The sequence below is a fragment of the Geobacter grbiciae genome, assembly GCF_018531165.1.
GTDB classification, from domain to species: Bacteria; Desulfobacterota; Desulfuromonadia; order Geobacterales; family Geobacteraceae; genus Geobacter; species Geobacter metallireducens.
Map to the genome: position 1 here is coordinate 1 of NZ_JAHDIW010000030.1, position 18,109 is coordinate 18,109.

Sequence of the window (18,109 nt, forward strand, 5' to 3'; positions counted from 1 at the left end):
TGCTGCTGTTTCATGTTTACCTCCCTCTCGGTAGTTTACCAAGCGGGAGTGTCCATCGTCATCAGGATACCTCACTTTGCCCTCTGCTCATCGGTTGTTCCGACCTTCTTGAGCGATGCATCAAAATGCTCCTTCATTTTCTTGGCATGATCGCCATGCGAGCCGTGATGCTTACAGGCTGCCAATGTTCCGCTCGCGAGAACAACTGCGAGAATCGCTGCAACAGCTTTCATTCCGCTTTTCATAGACTACTCCTTTCGTTCTGATGTGAGGTATCGCGATGAGGTCAGTCTAGCCACAACACGTAAAAAAAGTATGTGGCAAATGTAAAAAAAGCGTAAATAACTGCAGCAAATTCCTGCAATTTGATATCGTTTGTAATCATAAGGAGTTGTTACGATGAATGATAAACGACAGAGACTGATTTTTCTGGTCGATGACGACACCAGGCTGCGGAAACTGCTGGTGAAGTTTTTGAAGGAGCATGGGTTTATCCTGCGCGAATTTCCTGACGGTTCGACGGTAACGGCTGCCATTGAAGCGGAGGAGCCCGACGCCGTCATTCTCGATATCATGCTGCCCGGTGAGAGCGGCTTGGACATTCTCCGCCGCATTCGTCAGGAATCGGCGGTGCCGGTAATCATGCTCACCGCCAAAGGGGAAGACGAAGACCGTATCCTGGGGCTGGAGCTGGGTTCGGACGACTACTTGCCCAAGCCCTTCAACCCGCGGGAGCTCCTGGCACGGCTCAATGCAATAATGCGGAGAGCAGCATCCGCACAGGACGTCAAGGTGCTTTCCACAGATACGATGGAAGCCGCAGGTATTCTCCTCAACCGGAACCGGCGTACGGTCAGCTCGGGAGGAACGGAACTGGCGTTGTCCCTCACTGAATTTAAGCTTCTGGAGGCGCTGATGAGCCGTCCGAACATGATCCTGTCCAGAGACGAACTCCTAAACTATGCCCGCGGTAAGGACTTCGGCCCTTTTGATCGGAGCATAGATGTCCACATTGGAAAACTCAGGACCAAAATCGAATCCCTCCCGGGAGCAAAGAAGTGCATAAAGACCGTGTGGGGATCAGGGTACATGTTGGAGGATCTGGGATGATGCGACGCCTCTACTTCAAGATACTGCTCCATTGGTGCGTTGCGCTCATGGTGACGGCGATACTGGCCTTTGCTCTGGTATTCCTGCTGGTCAAGGACGGCCACCACGCCTCGGTCACGGCGTCCGTCGGACGCACGACCTTGATCGCTCGAGATTACGTCGAGGCTGCATCGGCGGGAGGCACCGCCCGGGACGAGGAGCCCGGAGCCGTGCTGCGGCGGGCCGTACGGCAGGTGGCCCAAAGCGTCCACGCCAAGGTGTGGATCAGCCGGACCGACGGCATCCTTCTGGCCGCCTCCTTTCCGGGAGAGGTCAAGGTTCCCTGGGATGCTCCCGGCCTGTCCGGCCGCTACGGGGATGCGACCGTCATCGTTGAGGCCGGTCCGAACCGGCTCTCCTACGCCACGGTTCCCCTGACCCCCGGTACCAGGGGGGCAGAGCGGGCCTTGCTGCACATCCTCACGGAGCGCGAACCGGGACGGTTCCCCCACGGCGCGTTCGCAGCCGGGTTGACCCTGATCTGCGTCGTGGTGGCGGCCATCGCCGTCCCCCTGTCCAGGCATATCACCAAGCCTCTGAACCGGCTCCATGAATCGGCGCTTCGCATTGCGGGAGGTGATCTTTCCGCCCGTGCCGACGTACAGGGAAAAGATGAAATCGGCAGGCTCGGCCTGGCATTCAACAGCATGGCGGAAACGGTTGAACGGATGATCCGGGCGGGAAAGGAGCTTACCGCCAATGTTTCGCACGAGTTGCGCAGTCCCCTTGCCCGCATCAGGGTTGCGGGAGAGTGCCTTAAGAATTCTGTAGCACGGGGTGACACGTCCGATTCCGCGGAGCTGCTGGAGGGTATGTGGGAAGACATCGCCGAGGCGGACCAGTTGATAGGGCGTATCCTCGATTATTCGAAACTTGACCTGCACGAACCTGTTCCTGTAACCACGCAGGTCTGGCCGGCAACGATCCTGGATGGGCTCCTCAAGGCCATGCGCCCCCAATTCAAAACAAAAGAAATTACGGTTGAAATCGAGGTCGAACCGCAACTCTCAGTTGCAGGAGATGAGGAGTGGTTGAGAGTGGCCTTTAAGAACCTCCTGGAAAACGCAGCACGATATACGTCGGAAGGGGGACGGGTACGGATATCGATGCACTCAGAGAATGACGCAGTTATGCTAGAAGTGACAAACTCGTCTTCTCCGCTTTTAGCGGAAGACTTGGAGAGGATTTTCAATCCGTTTTACAGGGGAAAGGGGGCAACGGGTGAGGGAACCGGCCTCGGCCTTGCGATCACAAAGAAAATCATCGCGCTCCATCAAGGGGATATCGGAGCGAGAAACACACCACAAGGGTTTCAAGTCTGGCTTCGGCTGTCGAGATTCACGGGGGAAGGTTCTATTTGACCAGTGGTAGAATAGATTTAAGACCCCCGTATCAAATTTGATGCAGTGATCGATTTCTGCCTGCCATTTCAACGAATTAAGGCGAAAACGCCCCCCCCAACAACGCGTTTAATATATCCATCCTATCTGAAGTAAAATGCGCGTTGTCTCCTTATCTTCAGTTTCTGACTTCTCACCACCAAACTCTGGCAATTTGAGTTTTAACAAAAAACTCTTGTAGTTACAGGGTACTACCCTTTAACGGCAGGCAACCATGGATAGTCCTTCAGGTGACTTTCCAACTCTTCCCTATCGTAGCGGTTCGTACGACGAATGATGCTGATCGAGATGATGGCAATTGGCAGAGTGAAGATAAAGATGCCGGTCACGGCCATGAGCCGTTCTCCGATCAGAAGCGCGACGGAAATATTGAAGACGATCACCGACAGGAAGAGTATTGGCCCGAATAGGGAGCGGAATGGGATGTTCACAACCCCAGCCGGCTTCTCCCGTCTCTGTTCCGACAGTGCGTTGATGAGTTGCAGAGCAAGAATCATCAGCACGCTCACAATCCACCAACCAAAGTAGTTGGACATTGGAACACCAAAATGGAATCCCGGTTCATTGTAGCCGTAGATCTGGCCGAGAAACCAGCGCTTCCCCTGAAGGGCAACCGGATCGGTGACAATGTCGAGGAAAACGGTAAACAGGGAGCCAAGCATGAGGACTGATAGGGACCTGCGTATAGATCGGGTTTCCAGGGTCACCAGGTTCCAGCGCCATGCTCTGATAGGTGATACGACCAACAATGCCGTGGCGTAGCTGCAATAGACGAGGAATACGTAAGAGAGGGAGTCGAAGAAGGGCACTCCGGCGATCCAGAACTCCCGGTCTTTAGTGGCATCGATGTAGTAATACCAACCATACGGAAAGCCCGTGTTGATGGAACAGACCTCGGAGGTAAAAGAGATGATGTAGCCGATGATGGTGAACCAGATAGTCGTACGCCAGCCAAGGTGCATGACAGCCGCCACCAGATAGGCCACCAGGAAGGCAAAAACGTACGGGCGCATAGTTATGGTGCCAATGGCTATGTGGAAAAAGTGATCCATGAAAACAAACCTGTGTATCGTCTTTCTTCTGCTAGAGTACCTGCCCCAAGAGGACTGAATAAGCACAGACGAGAGAGATTGTAGTGTACAGATAACGAAAATAATTATCGTGTCTTAGATGACCAAAGTGATTTACACCAAGTTTTTAAGCGCTGACATTTTGCACCTAAAAACCTACAAAGAGGAGTTTGACATTCTATTAAGCCTATAGCCAAGAATACAAGGATAATAATGATAATAATTACAATAGCTAGCATACATTACCCCTTCCATTAGCCATATAGCAACTTCAACCAACGTATCAGCTAATCAAAAAAAAGCGTCTGGTTCGGTTTTCCTGGTTGTAATGACCACCCCACCGCAAGCTGCGGGAATATGACCCTGAAAGATTTAATATTAAGCCGGTCAGGTTCATCGCTCTTTGTTCTTTTCTCATTGCATCAATCGGTCACCAGCTTATTTTACGTTTAATGCTTTGCGCTTTTTCCCACAACTCTAAACCGGACACCCATGCCCTCCATTTTTCAATTTCCAGTGCTGCATAACTGTTTAAATCATCCAGTTTGGGTGGCAACATGGACGGCATGGCGAAACGACGAAATTCATTTGTCTCTGTCGTGGCTTCTATCTCATGAGCCGCTCGTTCTCGCGCATCCGAAACCAAAAAGTGAAGTCTGTTCAGGATATTGACCTCACTGGCTCCCGCATCCATATCAAGGGAAAGCAGATTCAAATGAGGATACATCTCCTTGAGCTTCTTCTCCATCCCTCGCCCGGTTATGTGGTTTGAAATGCAGCCGAACGGCTGTAGGCAAACAATGTCGCCAATTCCTTCCCTAAGCATGGCGATCATTTCTGCTGTCAGGAGCCACCCTTCCCCGAATTGGTTGGCTAGACTGACCACATCGCCGGTAATCTCGGAAAGTTCCCTGAGGTTGTGAGGCTTGCGGTAAAATCTGAATTCCTGCATGACCCGATCTATCTGACCAAGACGGAATTCCATATATATCTCAAGCAGCAGGTTTTTCATCCGATCCGCAAATGAACGTTTAAAAAATGCCTTCTGGTCGTACGTTTCGTTGATGAAGCGCTGGGCGAAAAAACTCTGCAAGGCGGGAAGGATTACTTCTATTCCCTGACCGGACAGCCAGTCAATGATATCCCCGTTGGAAAAGAAATTGTATTTGACAAATATCTCGCCCACGATCCCGATCCTGGGAACAGGCTTATCGTGAGTTTCCATCTGATTGAAATCAGCCACTGCCTTTTTGAGCAGATTGAGAAGGTACTGGTAATCGCCGTTTTCGATACCGGTTCCCATGGCTGAGAGATACTTACCGTGCAGTTTTCTGGCTGTGCCGGGCGTCTTTTCCCGCGCCATGCTGGACAGAAACATCTGGGTGAGAGGATCGGCAAAGATAACCCCCAAAGCAAGTTGCTTGACCAGCCCATTGGAATCAACCGGAAATCCCACTTTGGGATCAATCCCGTCGGCGAAGATCGGGATGACCTGAACATTGTCCAGGCCAAAGTCCACAAGCGCCTTCCTGACCAGAGAGAGATATGAGGATGCGCGGCATTGCCCGCCTGTCTGGGTCAAGATAACCGCCGTGCTTTCGGGATCGTAGCGACCCGACTGGAAAGCCTTGATAATGTCGCCGGCAACTAGGATGGCAGGGTAGCACATGTCGTTGTTGATGGTTTTGAGTCCCAGTTCGACCGTCTGCCTGTCCTGGGGCGGAAGTACCTCCACCTGCAAACCAAGCGGCCTGAAAGCAGCCGGGATCAGGGGGGAATAGAAGGACGAAAAAAATGGGGTAATCAGGGTTTTCTTTCCGTTTTTAGCCCTAACGGGATGATCTTTATTCTTTCTGGCTCCCCCTCTGGCCCGCAGGTTACTGTTACTGCATTGCATCGCCTCAAGCATTGAGCGCAATCTGATCCGGACCGCGCCAAGATTGTTGATGTCGTCCATCTTGATCACGGTATGGATATTGCCGCTGCTCCGCAGGATTTCTCTGGTTTCATCGGCGGAGACAGCGTCCGGTCCGCAGCCGAAGGAGGTCAACTGCACCATCCTGGCGTTTCGGTTTTGATTAACCCACATGGCGGCGGCGTACAGCCGGTTGGCATAACTCCACTGGGTCAGGACATTGACCTCTGCCAGGGAAGCGCTGTCGTTGGCAGCGAGAACAGCATGTTCGCTGACAACATCCACCCCCAGGTCGGTCAGAAGGTCGGGTACACCGTGGTTGACCAGCGGGTCCAGGTGGTAGGGCCGGCCGGCAAGAACAACGACCGTCCGTCCCGCTTTCTCCGCCCTGGTGAGCACTGTTTTGGCCTGCGCCCCGAGATGTTCCCGGTAAACCCTTTGAGCCGCTAACCCGTTTTTGACCCCCATGGAGACGGTCTTGTACTCTATGCCAAAAGACATGAAGAAGAGGTAGAGCTGGTCCCTTAACAGACCGGCATCCTTAAAGCTGATGGCCGGGTTGTCCAGGGGAATCCCAAATTTCTTCTCCGGATTGATGGCGCTTTTGATCAGATCGGGATAACCGGTCACCACCGGGCAGTTAAAGCTGTTCAGCGCATCTTCGAATTCATTTTGTTCATACACTACGGTCGGATAAAAGATTCGATCCACTTTTTTGTCAACAAGGTCGAATAGATGGCCGTGGGCGAGCTTGGCCGGGAAACAGATGTTTTCCGACATGACGCTGGCAGTGCCTTTTGCATAGAGTTTCTGGTTGGAAGGAGCGGAAAGCACCACCCTGAAGCCGCAGGTGGTCAAAAAGGCGTTCCAGAAGGGAAAGTTTTCATACATGTTCAGGCATCGGGGGATACCGTAGGTGAGGCGGGGTTTGCCGACCGGTTCCATATCGCGGTCAAACAGGAGCTTTATCTGTTTGTCGAGCAGATTTTTTCCTTTGTGTTTGGAATTTGGATTGTTGCTGAAATAGTGTTCGCAACGATTCCCCGTAAAAAAACGATTATGGTTGACAAACGTCAGTTCCAGTACCGCACAGCTGTTCTCGCAGCCGTTGCAGCGCAGCTCTCTTTTGGTAAAGGCGGCCTGAGCCTCCAGGTTGTCGAGGACAATCTTCTGAATAGACGCTCCTCGCGTGGCGCGATGCATGGATATTGCGGTCAGAGCCGCACCGTAGGCGCCCATCAGTTCCGAGATGTCCGGCCTGACCACTTCCTTGTTCAACAGGAGCTCTGTCGCACGTAACACGGCTGGATTACGGAATGTACCTCCCTGAACGACGATTTTACCCCCCAGTTGGTCGGTGTCTTTGAGCTGGAGTACCTTGAACAAGGCGTTCTTAACTACCGAATAGGCCAGGCCGGACGAAATTTCAGAGATGGAGGCCCCTTCCCGAAGAGCTTGCTTGACCTTTGAATTCATGAAGACGGTACAGCGGGTTCCCAGGTCAAAGGGTGCATTCTGCTCGCAGGCGATTTCAGCGAATTCCTGGACCCGATAACCGAGTGAATTGGCAAATGTTTCAATAAAGGAACCGCATCCCGACGAACATGCCTCGTTGATATGAATGTCGACTACGATGCGGTCAACGATGCTGATCGCCTTCATATCCTGCCCGCCGATATCCAAAATGAAGGAGACATCCGGATCAAACTGCTGCGCCGCCCGGCAGTGTGCCATGGTCTCAACTACCCCGTCATGTAGACCGAAGGCTGCCTTTATGAGGCTTTCCCCATACCCTGTGGCAGCCGACCGTATGATGCAGGGCTGGAGAGAGGTTGCGGCGAATGTTTCCCTTATTTCAGCCAACCCCTTTTTTACCGCCAGAATCGGGTCGCCGTTATTGGCGCTGTAATGCCCAAAGGCAAGCCGTCCCTCCGCATCGATAAGAACGATTTTGGTGGTGGTTGACCCGGAGTCGATACCCAGAAAGAGCTCTTTCTCTCCAACATAAAGCGGATCGACCCTAGGGATCCTGGCCTGTTCATGTCTTTTTTGCCATAACTCAAATTCCGCCTTGTCGGCAAACAAGGGCTGAAGTCTGATAGTCTGACCCTCTGTGCTAACGGCGGATTTGATTTCGGACTGGGATAAAAGGCTACCGATACGGGCACGAAAGGGTTCTCCGTTTCGGATCATGGCTGCGCCCATGGCCGGAATCAGTTCCGAACGATCCGGCAGAACCAGATCATCGGGATGCTCAAGCTCCAGCAGATCGGCAAAGGCCTTCCGCAGCCGGGGAATAAATGTCAGCGGACCGCCTCCCACGAGAATTTTTCTTTCCATATCCCGACCGCTGGATAAGCTGACTACCTGCATGGCTACTGCATGAAAGATGGAGGCAGCGATATCTTCATGAGAAGCATGACGGCTCAGCAGAGCCTGGATGTCAGTTTTGGCGAAAACTCCGCATCGCGAGGCAATGGGAAAGAATTGTGTCGATTTTTCGGCCAGACTGTTCAAGTCCGACACGTCAACATTCAGCAGCACGGCCATCTGATCGATGAATGCGCCGGTGCCCCCGGCGCAGTTGCTGTTCATCCGGATGTTGGGACGGCCGTTATCGTCGAAAAAGATGATCTTAGAGTCTTCACCACCGATTTCAATAAAGGTTTTGACAGCAGGAAAGAATGTCCCGATGTAATGTGCGGATGCCACCACTTCCTGAACAAAAGGCACTTTGAATGCCTCGGCCACACCCATCCCCGCAGAACCGGTCAACGCGAGATCCAGTTCCACATCACCGAGTTCCTGAAGGGCCTCCCGGAAAATGCTTCGGGTCGTCTCCATGGTTTTGCCTTGATGACGACAGTAACGGGAAAAAACTAGTCCCCCCCCTTCGTTGATGATGACTGCTTTGACCGTTGTGGAGCCGATATCGATTCCGGCATAAAAGAAATTTATTCTCTTTCGCATCATATAAGTTTCTCTTCCGCCGTCGGACCGGCACACCCGTCAGCTGTATTTCCCGGTTTATCCTGTCTGTCCAAAGGCAGATAATCTCTAATCGTACAATAGGTGTCCACCAGGGAAACAATTAACGACTCTGGATATAGTGGGGGCACAAGGGTTAGCGGCCACATGTGCTTTTTAATGATGTCTTCTTCTATTTGAGAGAGGCGCGTTATCCGGCGGGCATTGTTCAGGGCGATGGTATGATGCCTGAATCCGTGCAGCCGCGGACCTTCACGCAGCCAGTCGTAAAAGAAGAGGTCATGCAGCAGCGCGCCCCGGATGATTGCTTCACCATCTAGGGAAAGTCGCCGACCCAGGAGAAAGCTCAGGTGGGCGACCTCCTTGACATGATACAGCCTCGTTTTTCCGCGGTGATGAGGATATTGGGACAGTCTCGCCACATCAGGGAGGGCAAGAACCGGCGTTGCCGCCTTTCTGAATTCCGCGTCAGCCAGGGCACTCTCTTCCTGCGTTATGCGGAAAAAGGTCCGGACTGCGGTCATCAGTAAATCCACTAGCATGAAGGAAAGCACAACCCCGGCGAAGGCGCTCTTAACAACGGGGACGAACTGACCGAGAAGAACACGATATGGCGGTACTACCAGATATTCAAAGGCAAAGGCCAGCGCTATCCAGTACAGCGAAAACTTGAGGCAGATATGCCCCTTATAATGGAAGCGCTCATCAGAATAGTCCCAGAGATGGGCGTGAAAAAGACGCTGGGCGATTACCCCCGAAAGCAGTTCGAGTCCGGTTGTGGCCACAAAATAGACCAGCGTCTTGACGGCAAACCCTGCGTCTGCCGTCTGCAGCAGGGCCGTCGCCCCCATGAGAACCAGGGCTCCCGTGCCATAAAGAATAAGATACGGGCCCTTCAAGAGGCCGGGGTTTACAAATCGTCCGGCACGAGATGAACGATAGGCAACCTCCAGTAACCACCCGAGAATTGCGAAACACGAAAAAGTAAAAAAATAGTCTATCATTGTCATCTTCAGTTGACCTTGCTCGCGACGGTCAACACCTTCAGCTGTTCAAGGGCGCACTCGTAGCCTATCTGAATAATCTCCTCGGCCCGATCAAACTCCATGAACCGCACGGCCCCAAGCGGCGGACGGATGATGAGGATATCCGGCATGTCCTGTCGCAGGCTGGCCTGGGTTATACGTGCCTGCATGATGTAGATTGAGGTCAACAGCACATCGAAGATGCCCGGTACCGGTTCTTTGTTCATCCATGCTTCGAATTGGACCAGTACCGGGCTTTCCATCGTTTTCAGGCTTGTCAGCAGGCGCGTCATGGTCTGGGCATAAGGCCTTCCGAATGGGCGTGGATCGGGGTGGGAAACTCGGCTTGCCACGATGTCGTGGTTGAGATCGACGGCAATGATCAGGTCGGCACCCATGGCGCGCACCACACTAACCGGCACCGGATTAACCAGGCCACCGTCAACCAGGACACGGCCATCGCTACGCACCGGCGTGAAGATGCCGGGCACCGAAATGCTCGCACGCACCGCCTCGATCAGGTCGCCTGTGCCGATTACTACCTCCTCACCACTCATTATGCAGGTAGCCACGGCGCGAAAGGGCATCGGCAGATCCTCGATGTTCGTAGCAGGCATATGAGTACGCACGAAGTCAGTGATCTTCTGGCCGTCAATCAATCCCGACCTGGGGAATACCGGGTCAAGCAAGGTGATAATGCTTTTCCAATCGAAATCGAGAAATCTCGCTGTCAATCCATCCAGCTTGCCAGCAGCGAAAACAGCTCCGATCAAGGCCCCCATACTGGTGCCTGCGATAACGTCGATGTTGATGCCAGCCTCATTGATGGCGCGCAAAACACCTATGTGCGCCAGCCCCCGCGCTGAACCACTGCCCAGTGCCAGGCCGATTTTGTGTCGTCGACCTGGGTCGTTATCTACTGACTTCCGAGTCATTGCGGTTTCTCCTTGCCCACTCTATTACTTTTCCAGATCGACACCAGCAACCATAGACCACCGATCATGGAACCGGAGAATCCTAATAAAGCGAAAAATGATAGTCCTATCAGACTGGGGCCACCGGTAACAGTCATGACGATGGAGGAACCAATGATCAGTGCCGCAACTACAATGCCCACTACCAACCGATTGGCCGCACTATCAAGCTGATTGCCAACTCGCTTCAAGTGAGTGACGTCAATGTGGATTTCCAGCCGGCCGCGCCGTGCTGAGCGTAACAACCGTGATACGTCCTGTGGTAGACTGGCGAGTATTGACAGTGTCTCGCCTGTTGTCTCCCAACCCCGTTTAATGATGGCTGCTGGAGTGTACCGAACTCGCATTGCTTCTTCCAGCAAAGGCATTGCTTCACCAGCCATATCGAAGCTCGGATCAAGTTCCCGCCCCATCCCCTCAAGCGTAATAAAAGCTTTGACCAACAGTGTGAGATCGGCCGGCAAGGTCAGATGATGTCGGCGGAGGATAGTTACCAGATCAGAGAGCATGGTTCCCAGGCTCAAATTTTTCAGTGCTACACCATGGTATTGATCTACGAAAGATTGAATTTCCTGTACTAGAGTGACCTCATCCACTGCACCGTCGCTCGCCCAATCAAGCATTACATTAGCGACGCGCTCCGGCTTTTGTCGCACCAACCCTAGCAGCAGGCGAACCAGTTGGTCACGACGCACTTCGGAAAGCCTTCCGACCATACCAAAATCAATGATGGCGATTCGGTTTCCTGGCAAATAGAACACATTGCCGGAATGTGGATCAGCGTGAAAATAGCCATCCTCCACAATCATTTTAAGCACCGCATGTGCGCCTCGACGAGCAAGAACTTTGCGATCAAGTCCAGCCTGATCGACCTCCTGAAGATCTCTTCCCGGGATTCCTGCAATAAACTCCTGCACACAGATGCGTTCGCCGGTCCAAGTCCAATAAACACGTGGGATTATGATCTGGGGCAATTCAGTATCGCAGTTGGCACCGTTGACATTGGAATTGTCATTATCGCGGTAACCGATGAAATTTTCAGCGATTCGCTCTGCATTGCGGCACTCAACAGCAAAATCGAGTTCCTGCCGGAGTGACTGGGTAAACTGCCCCACTACCTCCAGTGGACGGAAGGCGCGTAACTCCATACTTTCTGTTTCTGCAAACTGTGCAAGCCTTGCGAGCCAGCGTAGATCGGCTTCGATAATCGGACGGATACCGGGTCGCCGTACCTTTACTATCACCTCACTGCCGTCTTCCAAGCGAGCACGGTGCACTTGGGCTATTGAGGCAGCAGCCAAAGGTTCGGGGTTGAAATCAGCAAAAATACTCTCTGGCTGTGAGCCAAGGTCTTCCGTGAGTTGCCTGTGAACATCCTCCCAAGGTGCAGCGGGGGCACTGTCCTGTAACTTACTGAATTCGATTATCCATTCAGGTTCGAACAGGTCCACGCGTGTGGCGAGAATCTGGCCAAGCTTGACGAAAGTTGGCCCCATCTCCTCCAGCGCTAGACGTACCCGTTTGGGAGGTGACATATGTGCGAACTCTTCAGCAATATTCCAGCGCAACGCCCGTCCTGCGCGCTCCAGTGCGCTGGCCAGCCCCATCCTGCGTACCAGGTCGCCGAAACCATAGCGGACCAGGATCGATGCAATGTCATGCAGACGGCCGAGATCGCGTGCTGCTACCAACGTTTGCCACAGCATTAATTCACCTTGTCTTGTGACTGCCGGCAAGGTTTGACACTATCTGACAATCCGCTAAGTGCGCCAGCGGCAATTTGTCGCATAAAGTTTGACGTAGCTTGCGCCAGATTAAGGACCGTCGCGACCTGAGCTCGCTCCACATTTGCAAGCTGATGCGATATGATGACTAAACTATTTTTCACTTGTGCACCAAAGGTAGAACCATTAATTTGAGCATGCATAGCCAAGTCACGCAGGATTTCGCTGGCTGTATCTTTTAGCCCTATACCTGCGCCATGCAATGCTTCTAAATATATTGTCTCAAGGCTTTCCAAGCTGACACGGGCACCGGCGAGATCCCTATCGGGAAATTTTTGTGCATGACCGGCAGCTTCTTCCAATGCCAGTTTTGAGGCTTCGGCAAACTGTGCCAATGCTGCATCCAGCCCGGTAACGGCCTGTTTGAGACGTTCTCGTGCAGTTTCGGTTTGTGCTGCTGACTTTCGCAGTTCGTTTTGTGCTCCCTCTCGCGCACCCCTGAGTACTTCAGTTGCTATCTGTCGCAAAGATTCAATTTCGATCGAGCGTGTGCTGATTGCAGATACGGTAAATTTCCTGACCATTTCCTGCACGTCATTCCCTTGCTCAACGGCGTTGCGCACGTCGGACTCAAGATCACTGTTATCAATGTTGTCACCAAAAGTATCTTTATTCATGAAAGGGATCCTCCGTTCACTATTTTTCGTTATAGGGAATTTACTTTATCAATTGCAGTCCTCACGCCAGAGACATGATGCTTGACCGCATTCCGTCGCTTTCCCTTTGTCGAAGCAGGGAATGTTACTCTCCGCTGACTGAATGGCACGAATCAATTCACTTTTGTTCATCTTTGCCGACTGTACTCCCAGTTTCCTGGCGATTTGTTTGATTTTCTGAATTTCCATGATTTTTTCTCCTTTTTGAAATGTGTTAGCTACATCCTTCCACCACCAAGGCAGCCTGCCCTTTGGTTCGGAACCAGTTGAGTAACATCATTACTTGAACCTGTATTTGGTGAGCAGGTGAACAATATTTATAGGCAAGCCGGCCTGCGGATCTTGGGATGGATCTTGAGACAAATAAAATAGAGCCATCATAATGATTAGTATTGCTATGGCCCAATAAAGGGCGATTCTGGTATTTTTCACTACACCCTCCTTTCCGATAGTTTGTCTATCAATCACAATTCCCAGGCAATATTTGCCCAGAGCCATAAGAGGGAAACAGTTCCGGCATATATGGTACTTAATCATGAAATCTTTGGGAAAGACGGCAAAGTATGTATTTACGTCGTCCAATTATCTGCCTCCATACAACGACGCAGGACGACGGCGAAACGAGCGATTAGCCGCAGGTATGATGCACTCGTTTTTGCAGTGTTCTCATCACCACATTTGAATCAACAAGTAGACTGAATATACAAAACAAAATAAAGCGATTACTCCCAGTATAAATCCAGTGAGATCCCAGTCGAAAACAGGCTTATTTGATTCGTGATCAACTTCATACTTGTCTTCTGACATGATATTCCCTCACTTTATTGCCAAACCCAAAGAGTTATTAGTGAGTCTAAGGCATGTTTGAAAAGACACTGGTTATTACCATTTATGCTCAAATAGCAATAAAGGCATTACTCACAAACTAAGACACTAATAGTACAGTTATAAGCCGCCTACCGAATGTTTAAGGCGAATTCCAGCCATCACTGCATCATATCGTGCATTTGCGTGACTTGTTTCGCTTAACGTCCGCATTGTCTCGGCATCAAGTACCTCCGTATTCGTCGACAGTCCATTTGTGTATCGATCTCTTGCAACACGCAAATTCTCATTCGCCTGTGTTATTGCAGATTGTGTAACCTCAATTCGCTTAGATGCAGATTTCAAATCTAACCAGCTCTTACGAACTTGCAGACTGATAAGAGATAAAGTTTCCTTTTTCTGTTCTGTCACTGCAGAGGCCTGTTGTCCCAATGCACTTGCCCGGTTTCGAGAACTCCACCCATCAAAAATATTCCACTTTAACCCCACAGCAACAAGCCATTGCCCTTCAGGAGCGAGATATTGATTCTGAAGGTACTGATACCCTCCAGTGAGCCCAATCTGTGGCCATGTTTCTCTACTTACGACAACCGCTTGATCAAGAAGAGCCGTAGTTTGCTTCTCAATCATTTTCGGTTCAGTCCGGCTGCCTAGTGCCTGTGCATTCAGTGCGGTCAAATCCTGACTGGGCTGTTCAGGAGCAATTTCGTTAACCTCAACTGCCTGATCAAGAGGGCGTGACAACAGACGGTTGTATGCCGCTTTTGCCAGATTTTGAGCATTTTCAGCCTGCACCATCTGCTGTTGCGCATCAAGCAATGCTACTTCGACAGCAAGTTGTGCATTTCGAGCGACCATCCCTTGTTCCGCAAGATTGTCTACATCTTTTTTATGCGCTTCAAGTGATTGCTCATGACTTTTTGCGACGTTATATCCGCGTATAGCCCGCAAAACATTGACATACGCTTCAGCCACTTGAAGTTTCAGGTCACTTTCACTAGTTGCTTCTGAAAGTTTTGCGGCCTCTGCCGCAGACGAGGCGGCTGATATACCATGAGTAATCCGACCAGATGTAAACAGAGGAATCGTTACCATAGCCTGATGTAGACTCATGCCTTGTTCTGTTATAGGAATACGGAGTTGTTGCCCCATGAGATCAACTTTAAGTGACTGACGATCACTGGTTTCGACAAAACGTGAAGAAAGTTCAACGACAGGCAGACGGGACGCTTTAGCTGCTGATACTTGTATTTCTGCGGAAAGAGAGTTTGAGTGTGCAGATTTCAATGCATGATTGGCCTCAACAGCAGTTTTCCAGGCATCCTCTAGAGATTCACCAAATACAGGTGACTGCAACATAAATGACAGCATTCCAATGGCAAGCAAAACTCTATATTTCAATTGTAATAGCTTAAATTTTGTCATCTTTTTACCTGGCCTCCTCTATATGCTCAGCCGTTTTACCTGACATTTCCATTTTCTTTCGCAAGCCGACATACAACAAGAGCGGAACAACAAATATAGTTAGTATGGTTGATGCCGCGGTACCAAAGATAAGTGAAATGGCTAGACCGCTAAACACCGGGTCTGTCAACATAATCAAGCTTCCAAAGATAATTGCTAGCGCCGTCAGCGTAATTGGTCGCAATCGTACTGCTCCAGCTTCGAGTATAGCGTCGCGCAGAGTCATACCATGTTCGCAATAGTCATTTACGAAGTCGATTATGAGGAGAGAGCTGCGCACAACAACTCCTGCTAATGCAATTACTCCTACCATGGATGTTGCTGAGAACGACTTATTCATAAGCCAGTGTCCGGGGAAAATACCAACTAGGCTCAGAGGCATCGCTGCCATAGCAATGGCTGGAACTCTGAATGACTGATAATATGCCACCAAGATCAGGAAAATACAGACAACTGCCAGGACCAATGCGAAAATCAAATCCCTGTAAGTATCAAGCATTAGGCGCATTTCTCCTTCCCAGAGCAAGATTGGCCCATTGATGGTATCTGGATCTGATTTATATGGCCCTAGATTGTCAGTCACCAGCCTCGTTCCAGTTGGAAGTTGTAATTTGCCGAGCCTTTTGTTCAGATCAATTACTGCATAGATTTGAGAGGTTTGTGATATTTCTCCACCAACAAAAACAACTCGTTCACCATCTTTGTGCTGAATTGGGCGGTCGGCAACCGATGGAACAACATGCACTAGTTCAGACAGTGCAATCTGTTGTCCTCGCTGATTTGTCAATGTAATGCGGGATAATAGGTTTGGATCAATATGATGGCGCCGCGGAACCTGCAACCGGATAGGAACCACGTTTTCTTCATTTTGGATGTGCATGCTACCCATGGTCTCGCCGTCGACTAAGCGACGAAGCGCAAGAGCAACTTCACCAGCTGTGACACCTGAAATGGCCGCTTTCTCGTGATCAATGGCCAATTTGTTCTCTGGGATATCTTCGACTTCACTGCTTTTAATCTCAATCATATCGAAAGTTTTTTTGAACTCTGATGTAACCAAATCTGTAATCCCGCGAATCTGCTGCAAGTCTTGGCCATATATCTCAGCCATGACCATTGCACGCATCGGAGGGCCGGGAGGATCTTCAACTACTCGAACAGAACAACCTGGATAACGAGCAGCGATAGGAGTAATTTGTTCCCGTAGCTTTCTTGCAATCACTATTGAACTGACATGTCGTATCTTCTTGTCAGTAAGATTTACCCTGATCTCTCCGACATATGGACCACTTTTGCTCGTTGCTCCACGGAGCATGCCGTTGAAATCAATTATGCCGGCCTCTCCAAGCGTTGTCTGATAATTCATAACCTCCGGGTTATGTTGAAGAATCTCACCAATTTCACGTGTAAGTTGATCAGTCCTTTCCAACGGAGTCGTCTCAGGCATATCAATAGTGATATTAAAGGTGTTAGTGTTGTCCTTTAGAAGCAGTGAAGTTTCGACCCCAAAGAACGATTGCGGCCCACTGACACCACAGGGACGTATGTATTGCCACAGAGGTTGTAAAGACGAGAGCGCAATCAATCCCATCACTACGGCAAACAAATAGTTTCGCCATCTTGCATTATCGATAAATGGCGTCAAAACTGATCGATATATCCTTTGAAGCCGAGGACTTGTTTCGTGTTCCTCTTGATGCTCCCCTCTTACTGTCTTCAACCATCTATTGGCGGCCCAAGGGACAACACAATAAGCAACCAACAACGATGCTGCCATGGCTATCGGAACAGTAATACCTACAGGACGGAAGTACTGACCGGGCATTCCGGATAATATTGGAAGAAGTGAGACAAACACTGCCATTACAGCAACTGTAGCCAAGTTTGTCGGATTGCCGATTTCATTGGTAGCGTTAACTGTGCATTTTCGTTTGTCGCCTTTCCTAAGCTTGCTGTAGTTGCGGTGGATATTCTCTATCACGACGATCGCAGCATCTACGACTAAACCTAGTGACATAATCAACGCAAAAAGCGTAACCCTGTTAATGGTTAGACCGAATAAAAATACAGAGCCGAGAGTTAAAGATAATATGAGTGGGACTGTCGTCCCAATGATGACTGCCTCCTTTAAGCCAAGAAATAATGCCGCTACTATGAATACTGAGAGGACAGCAATGCCAAGGTGTTCGATGAGCAAATTAACCGCGTCATCTGCTTTCTTACCATCGTTACGCGTCACTACAACATCAATGCCTTCTGGAACTATTTGTTTCTGTAGCCTGCTGACACGTTTAAGCAGTGCATTTGCAAAAAACACTGCATTGGTTCCCCGTTTTTTAGCAACCGCAATAGTAACCGCTGGCATTTCCTTTAAAGTGGACTTGCCAAAACGGCTGTCAGCAGGGCCATATGCAAAACGTGCTAACTTATCTCTCTCTGTCGGTGGAGCATCTACGACGTGCGCAATATCCCCCAAATAAATGGGACGACCAGTTGAACTACCACCTACTATAAGACGTTTCAAATCGTCTTCCGTAGTGAGGAATCCGTTAAACGAAAGCTTAAGGTTTTTATCCGATTGCACCTGAGTGCCCAAAGGCGATGATATGTTTGCAGCTGAGATCAGCTTACGAACCTGGTCAAGTGTCACCTTAAACGCCTGCATGCGTTCTGGATCAAGTTCAATTCTGATCTCACGGTCGCGTCCCCCTTTTACATAGGATACTGAACCGGTATCCTGGCTTTTCAGAGCATCAAGCATTCTGTCAGCAATTCGCTTGAGCCTGAATCCGTGACGAGATTTTGTACGGACCGATAATTCATGGGATCGGGGGGTGGTTGAGCCTCCCGTTTTCCCTG

12 protein-coding genes and 1 pseudogene are annotated in these 18,109 nt (G+C 50.4%); 2 read left to right on the forward strand and 11 right to left on the reverse strand.

The features are described from left to right. Positions 1-71: 71 nt before the first annotated feature. Complete coding sequence (locus tag KJB29_RS18730; protein WP_215735838.1) at positions 72-245, reverse strand: hypothetical protein; 174 nt, start codon at positions 243-245, stop codon at positions 72-74. Positions 246-399: 154 nt separating this feature from the next. Between KJB29_RS18730 and KJB29_RS18735 the strand changes: the two genes are divergently transcribed. Together KJB29_RS18735 and KJB29_RS18740 are read left to right on the forward strand one after the other, a co-directional pair. After that, complete coding sequence (locus KJB29_RS18735) at positions 400-1,110, forward strand: response regulator (protein WP_215735839.1); 711 nt, start codon at positions 400-402, stop codon at positions 1,108-1,110. Then, positions 1,107-2,510 carry a sensor histidine kinase gene (locus KJB29_RS18740; protein ID WP_215735840.1) on the forward strand — a complete coding sequence of 468 codons (1,404 nt, stop codon included), beginning with the start codon at positions 1,107-1,109 and terminating at the stop codon, positions 2,508-2,510. The genes KJB29_RS18735 and KJB29_RS18740 overlap by 4 nt, the downstream gene beginning before the upstream one ends. Before the next feature lie 230 nt (positions 2,511-2,740). Here KJB29_RS18740 and KJB29_RS18745 read toward each other — a convergent pair whose 3' ends face one another. The 10 genes and pseudogenes from KJB29_RS18745 to KJB29_RS18790 form a co-directional block, all read right to left on the reverse strand. Continuing rightward, positions 2,741-3,601, reverse strand: coding sequence for a carotenoid biosynthesis protein (locus tag KJB29_RS18745; RefSeq protein ID WP_215735841.1), 861 nt, complete (start codon positions 3,599-3,601; stop codon positions 2,741-2,743). A 448-nt stretch (positions 3,602-4,049) separates the two neighbouring features. Beyond that, complete coding sequence (locus KJB29_RS18750) at positions 4,050-8,507, reverse strand: acyl-CoA dehydratase activase (protein WP_215735842.1); 4,458 nt, start codon at positions 8,505-8,507, stop codon at positions 4,050-4,052. After that, positions 8,504-9,526 (reverse strand): putative ABC transporter permease, encoded by a 1,023-nt coding sequence (locus tag KJB29_RS18755; protein WP_246562066.1) that lies wholly within the window; start codon positions 9,524-9,526, stop codon positions 8,504-8,506. The genes KJB29_RS18750 and KJB29_RS18755 overlap by 4 nt, the downstream gene beginning before the upstream one ends. Before the next feature lie 8 nt (positions 9,527-9,534). After that, positions 9,535-10,482 carry a patatin-like phospholipase family protein gene (locus KJB29_RS18760; RefSeq protein ID WP_215735844.1) on the reverse strand — a complete coding sequence of 316 codons (948 nt, stop codon included), beginning with the start codon at positions 10,480-10,482 and terminating at the stop codon, positions 9,535-9,537. Continuing rightward, a complete protein-coding gene (locus KJB29_RS18765) occupies positions 10,479-12,227 on the reverse strand; it encodes an ABC1 kinase family protein (protein ID WP_215735845.1) in 1,749 nt (582 codons plus the stop codon). The genes KJB29_RS18760 and KJB29_RS18765 overlap by 4 nt, the downstream gene beginning before the upstream one ends. Then, positions 12,227-12,922: a DUF6781 family protein gene (locus KJB29_RS18770; RefSeq protein ID WP_215735846.1), complete on the reverse strand. Its 696-nt coding sequence runs from the start codon at positions 12,920-12,922 to the stop codon at positions 12,227-12,229. The genes KJB29_RS18765 and KJB29_RS18770 overlap by 1 nt, the downstream gene beginning before the upstream one ends. A 48-nt stretch (positions 12,923-12,970) precedes the next feature. Continuing rightward, the gene (locus KJB29_RS18775; protein WP_215735847.1) at positions 12,971-13,150 is read right to left on the reverse strand and encodes an SAP domain-containing protein; all 180 of its coding nucleotides are present in this window, start codon (positions 13,148-13,150) and stop codon (positions 12,971-12,973) included. A 291-nt stretch (positions 13,151-13,441) separates the two neighbouring features. Beyond that, positions 13,442-13,513 (reverse strand): annotated as a pseudogene (locus tag KJB29_RS19900) (hypothetical protein); the annotation flags it as partial. Positions 13,514-13,906: 393 nt separating this feature from the next. Further along, a complete protein-coding gene (locus KJB29_RS18785; RefSeq protein ID WP_215735849.1) occupies positions 13,907-15,211 on the reverse strand; it encodes a TolC family protein in 1,305 nt (434 codons plus the stop codon). Positions 15,212-15,215: 4 nt separating this feature from the next. After that, a complete protein-coding gene (locus tag KJB29_RS18790; protein WP_215735850.1) occupies positions 15,216-18,011 on the reverse strand; it encodes an efflux RND transporter permease subunit in 2,796 nt (931 codons plus the stop codon). Positions 18,012-18,109 lie beyond the last annotated feature (98 nt).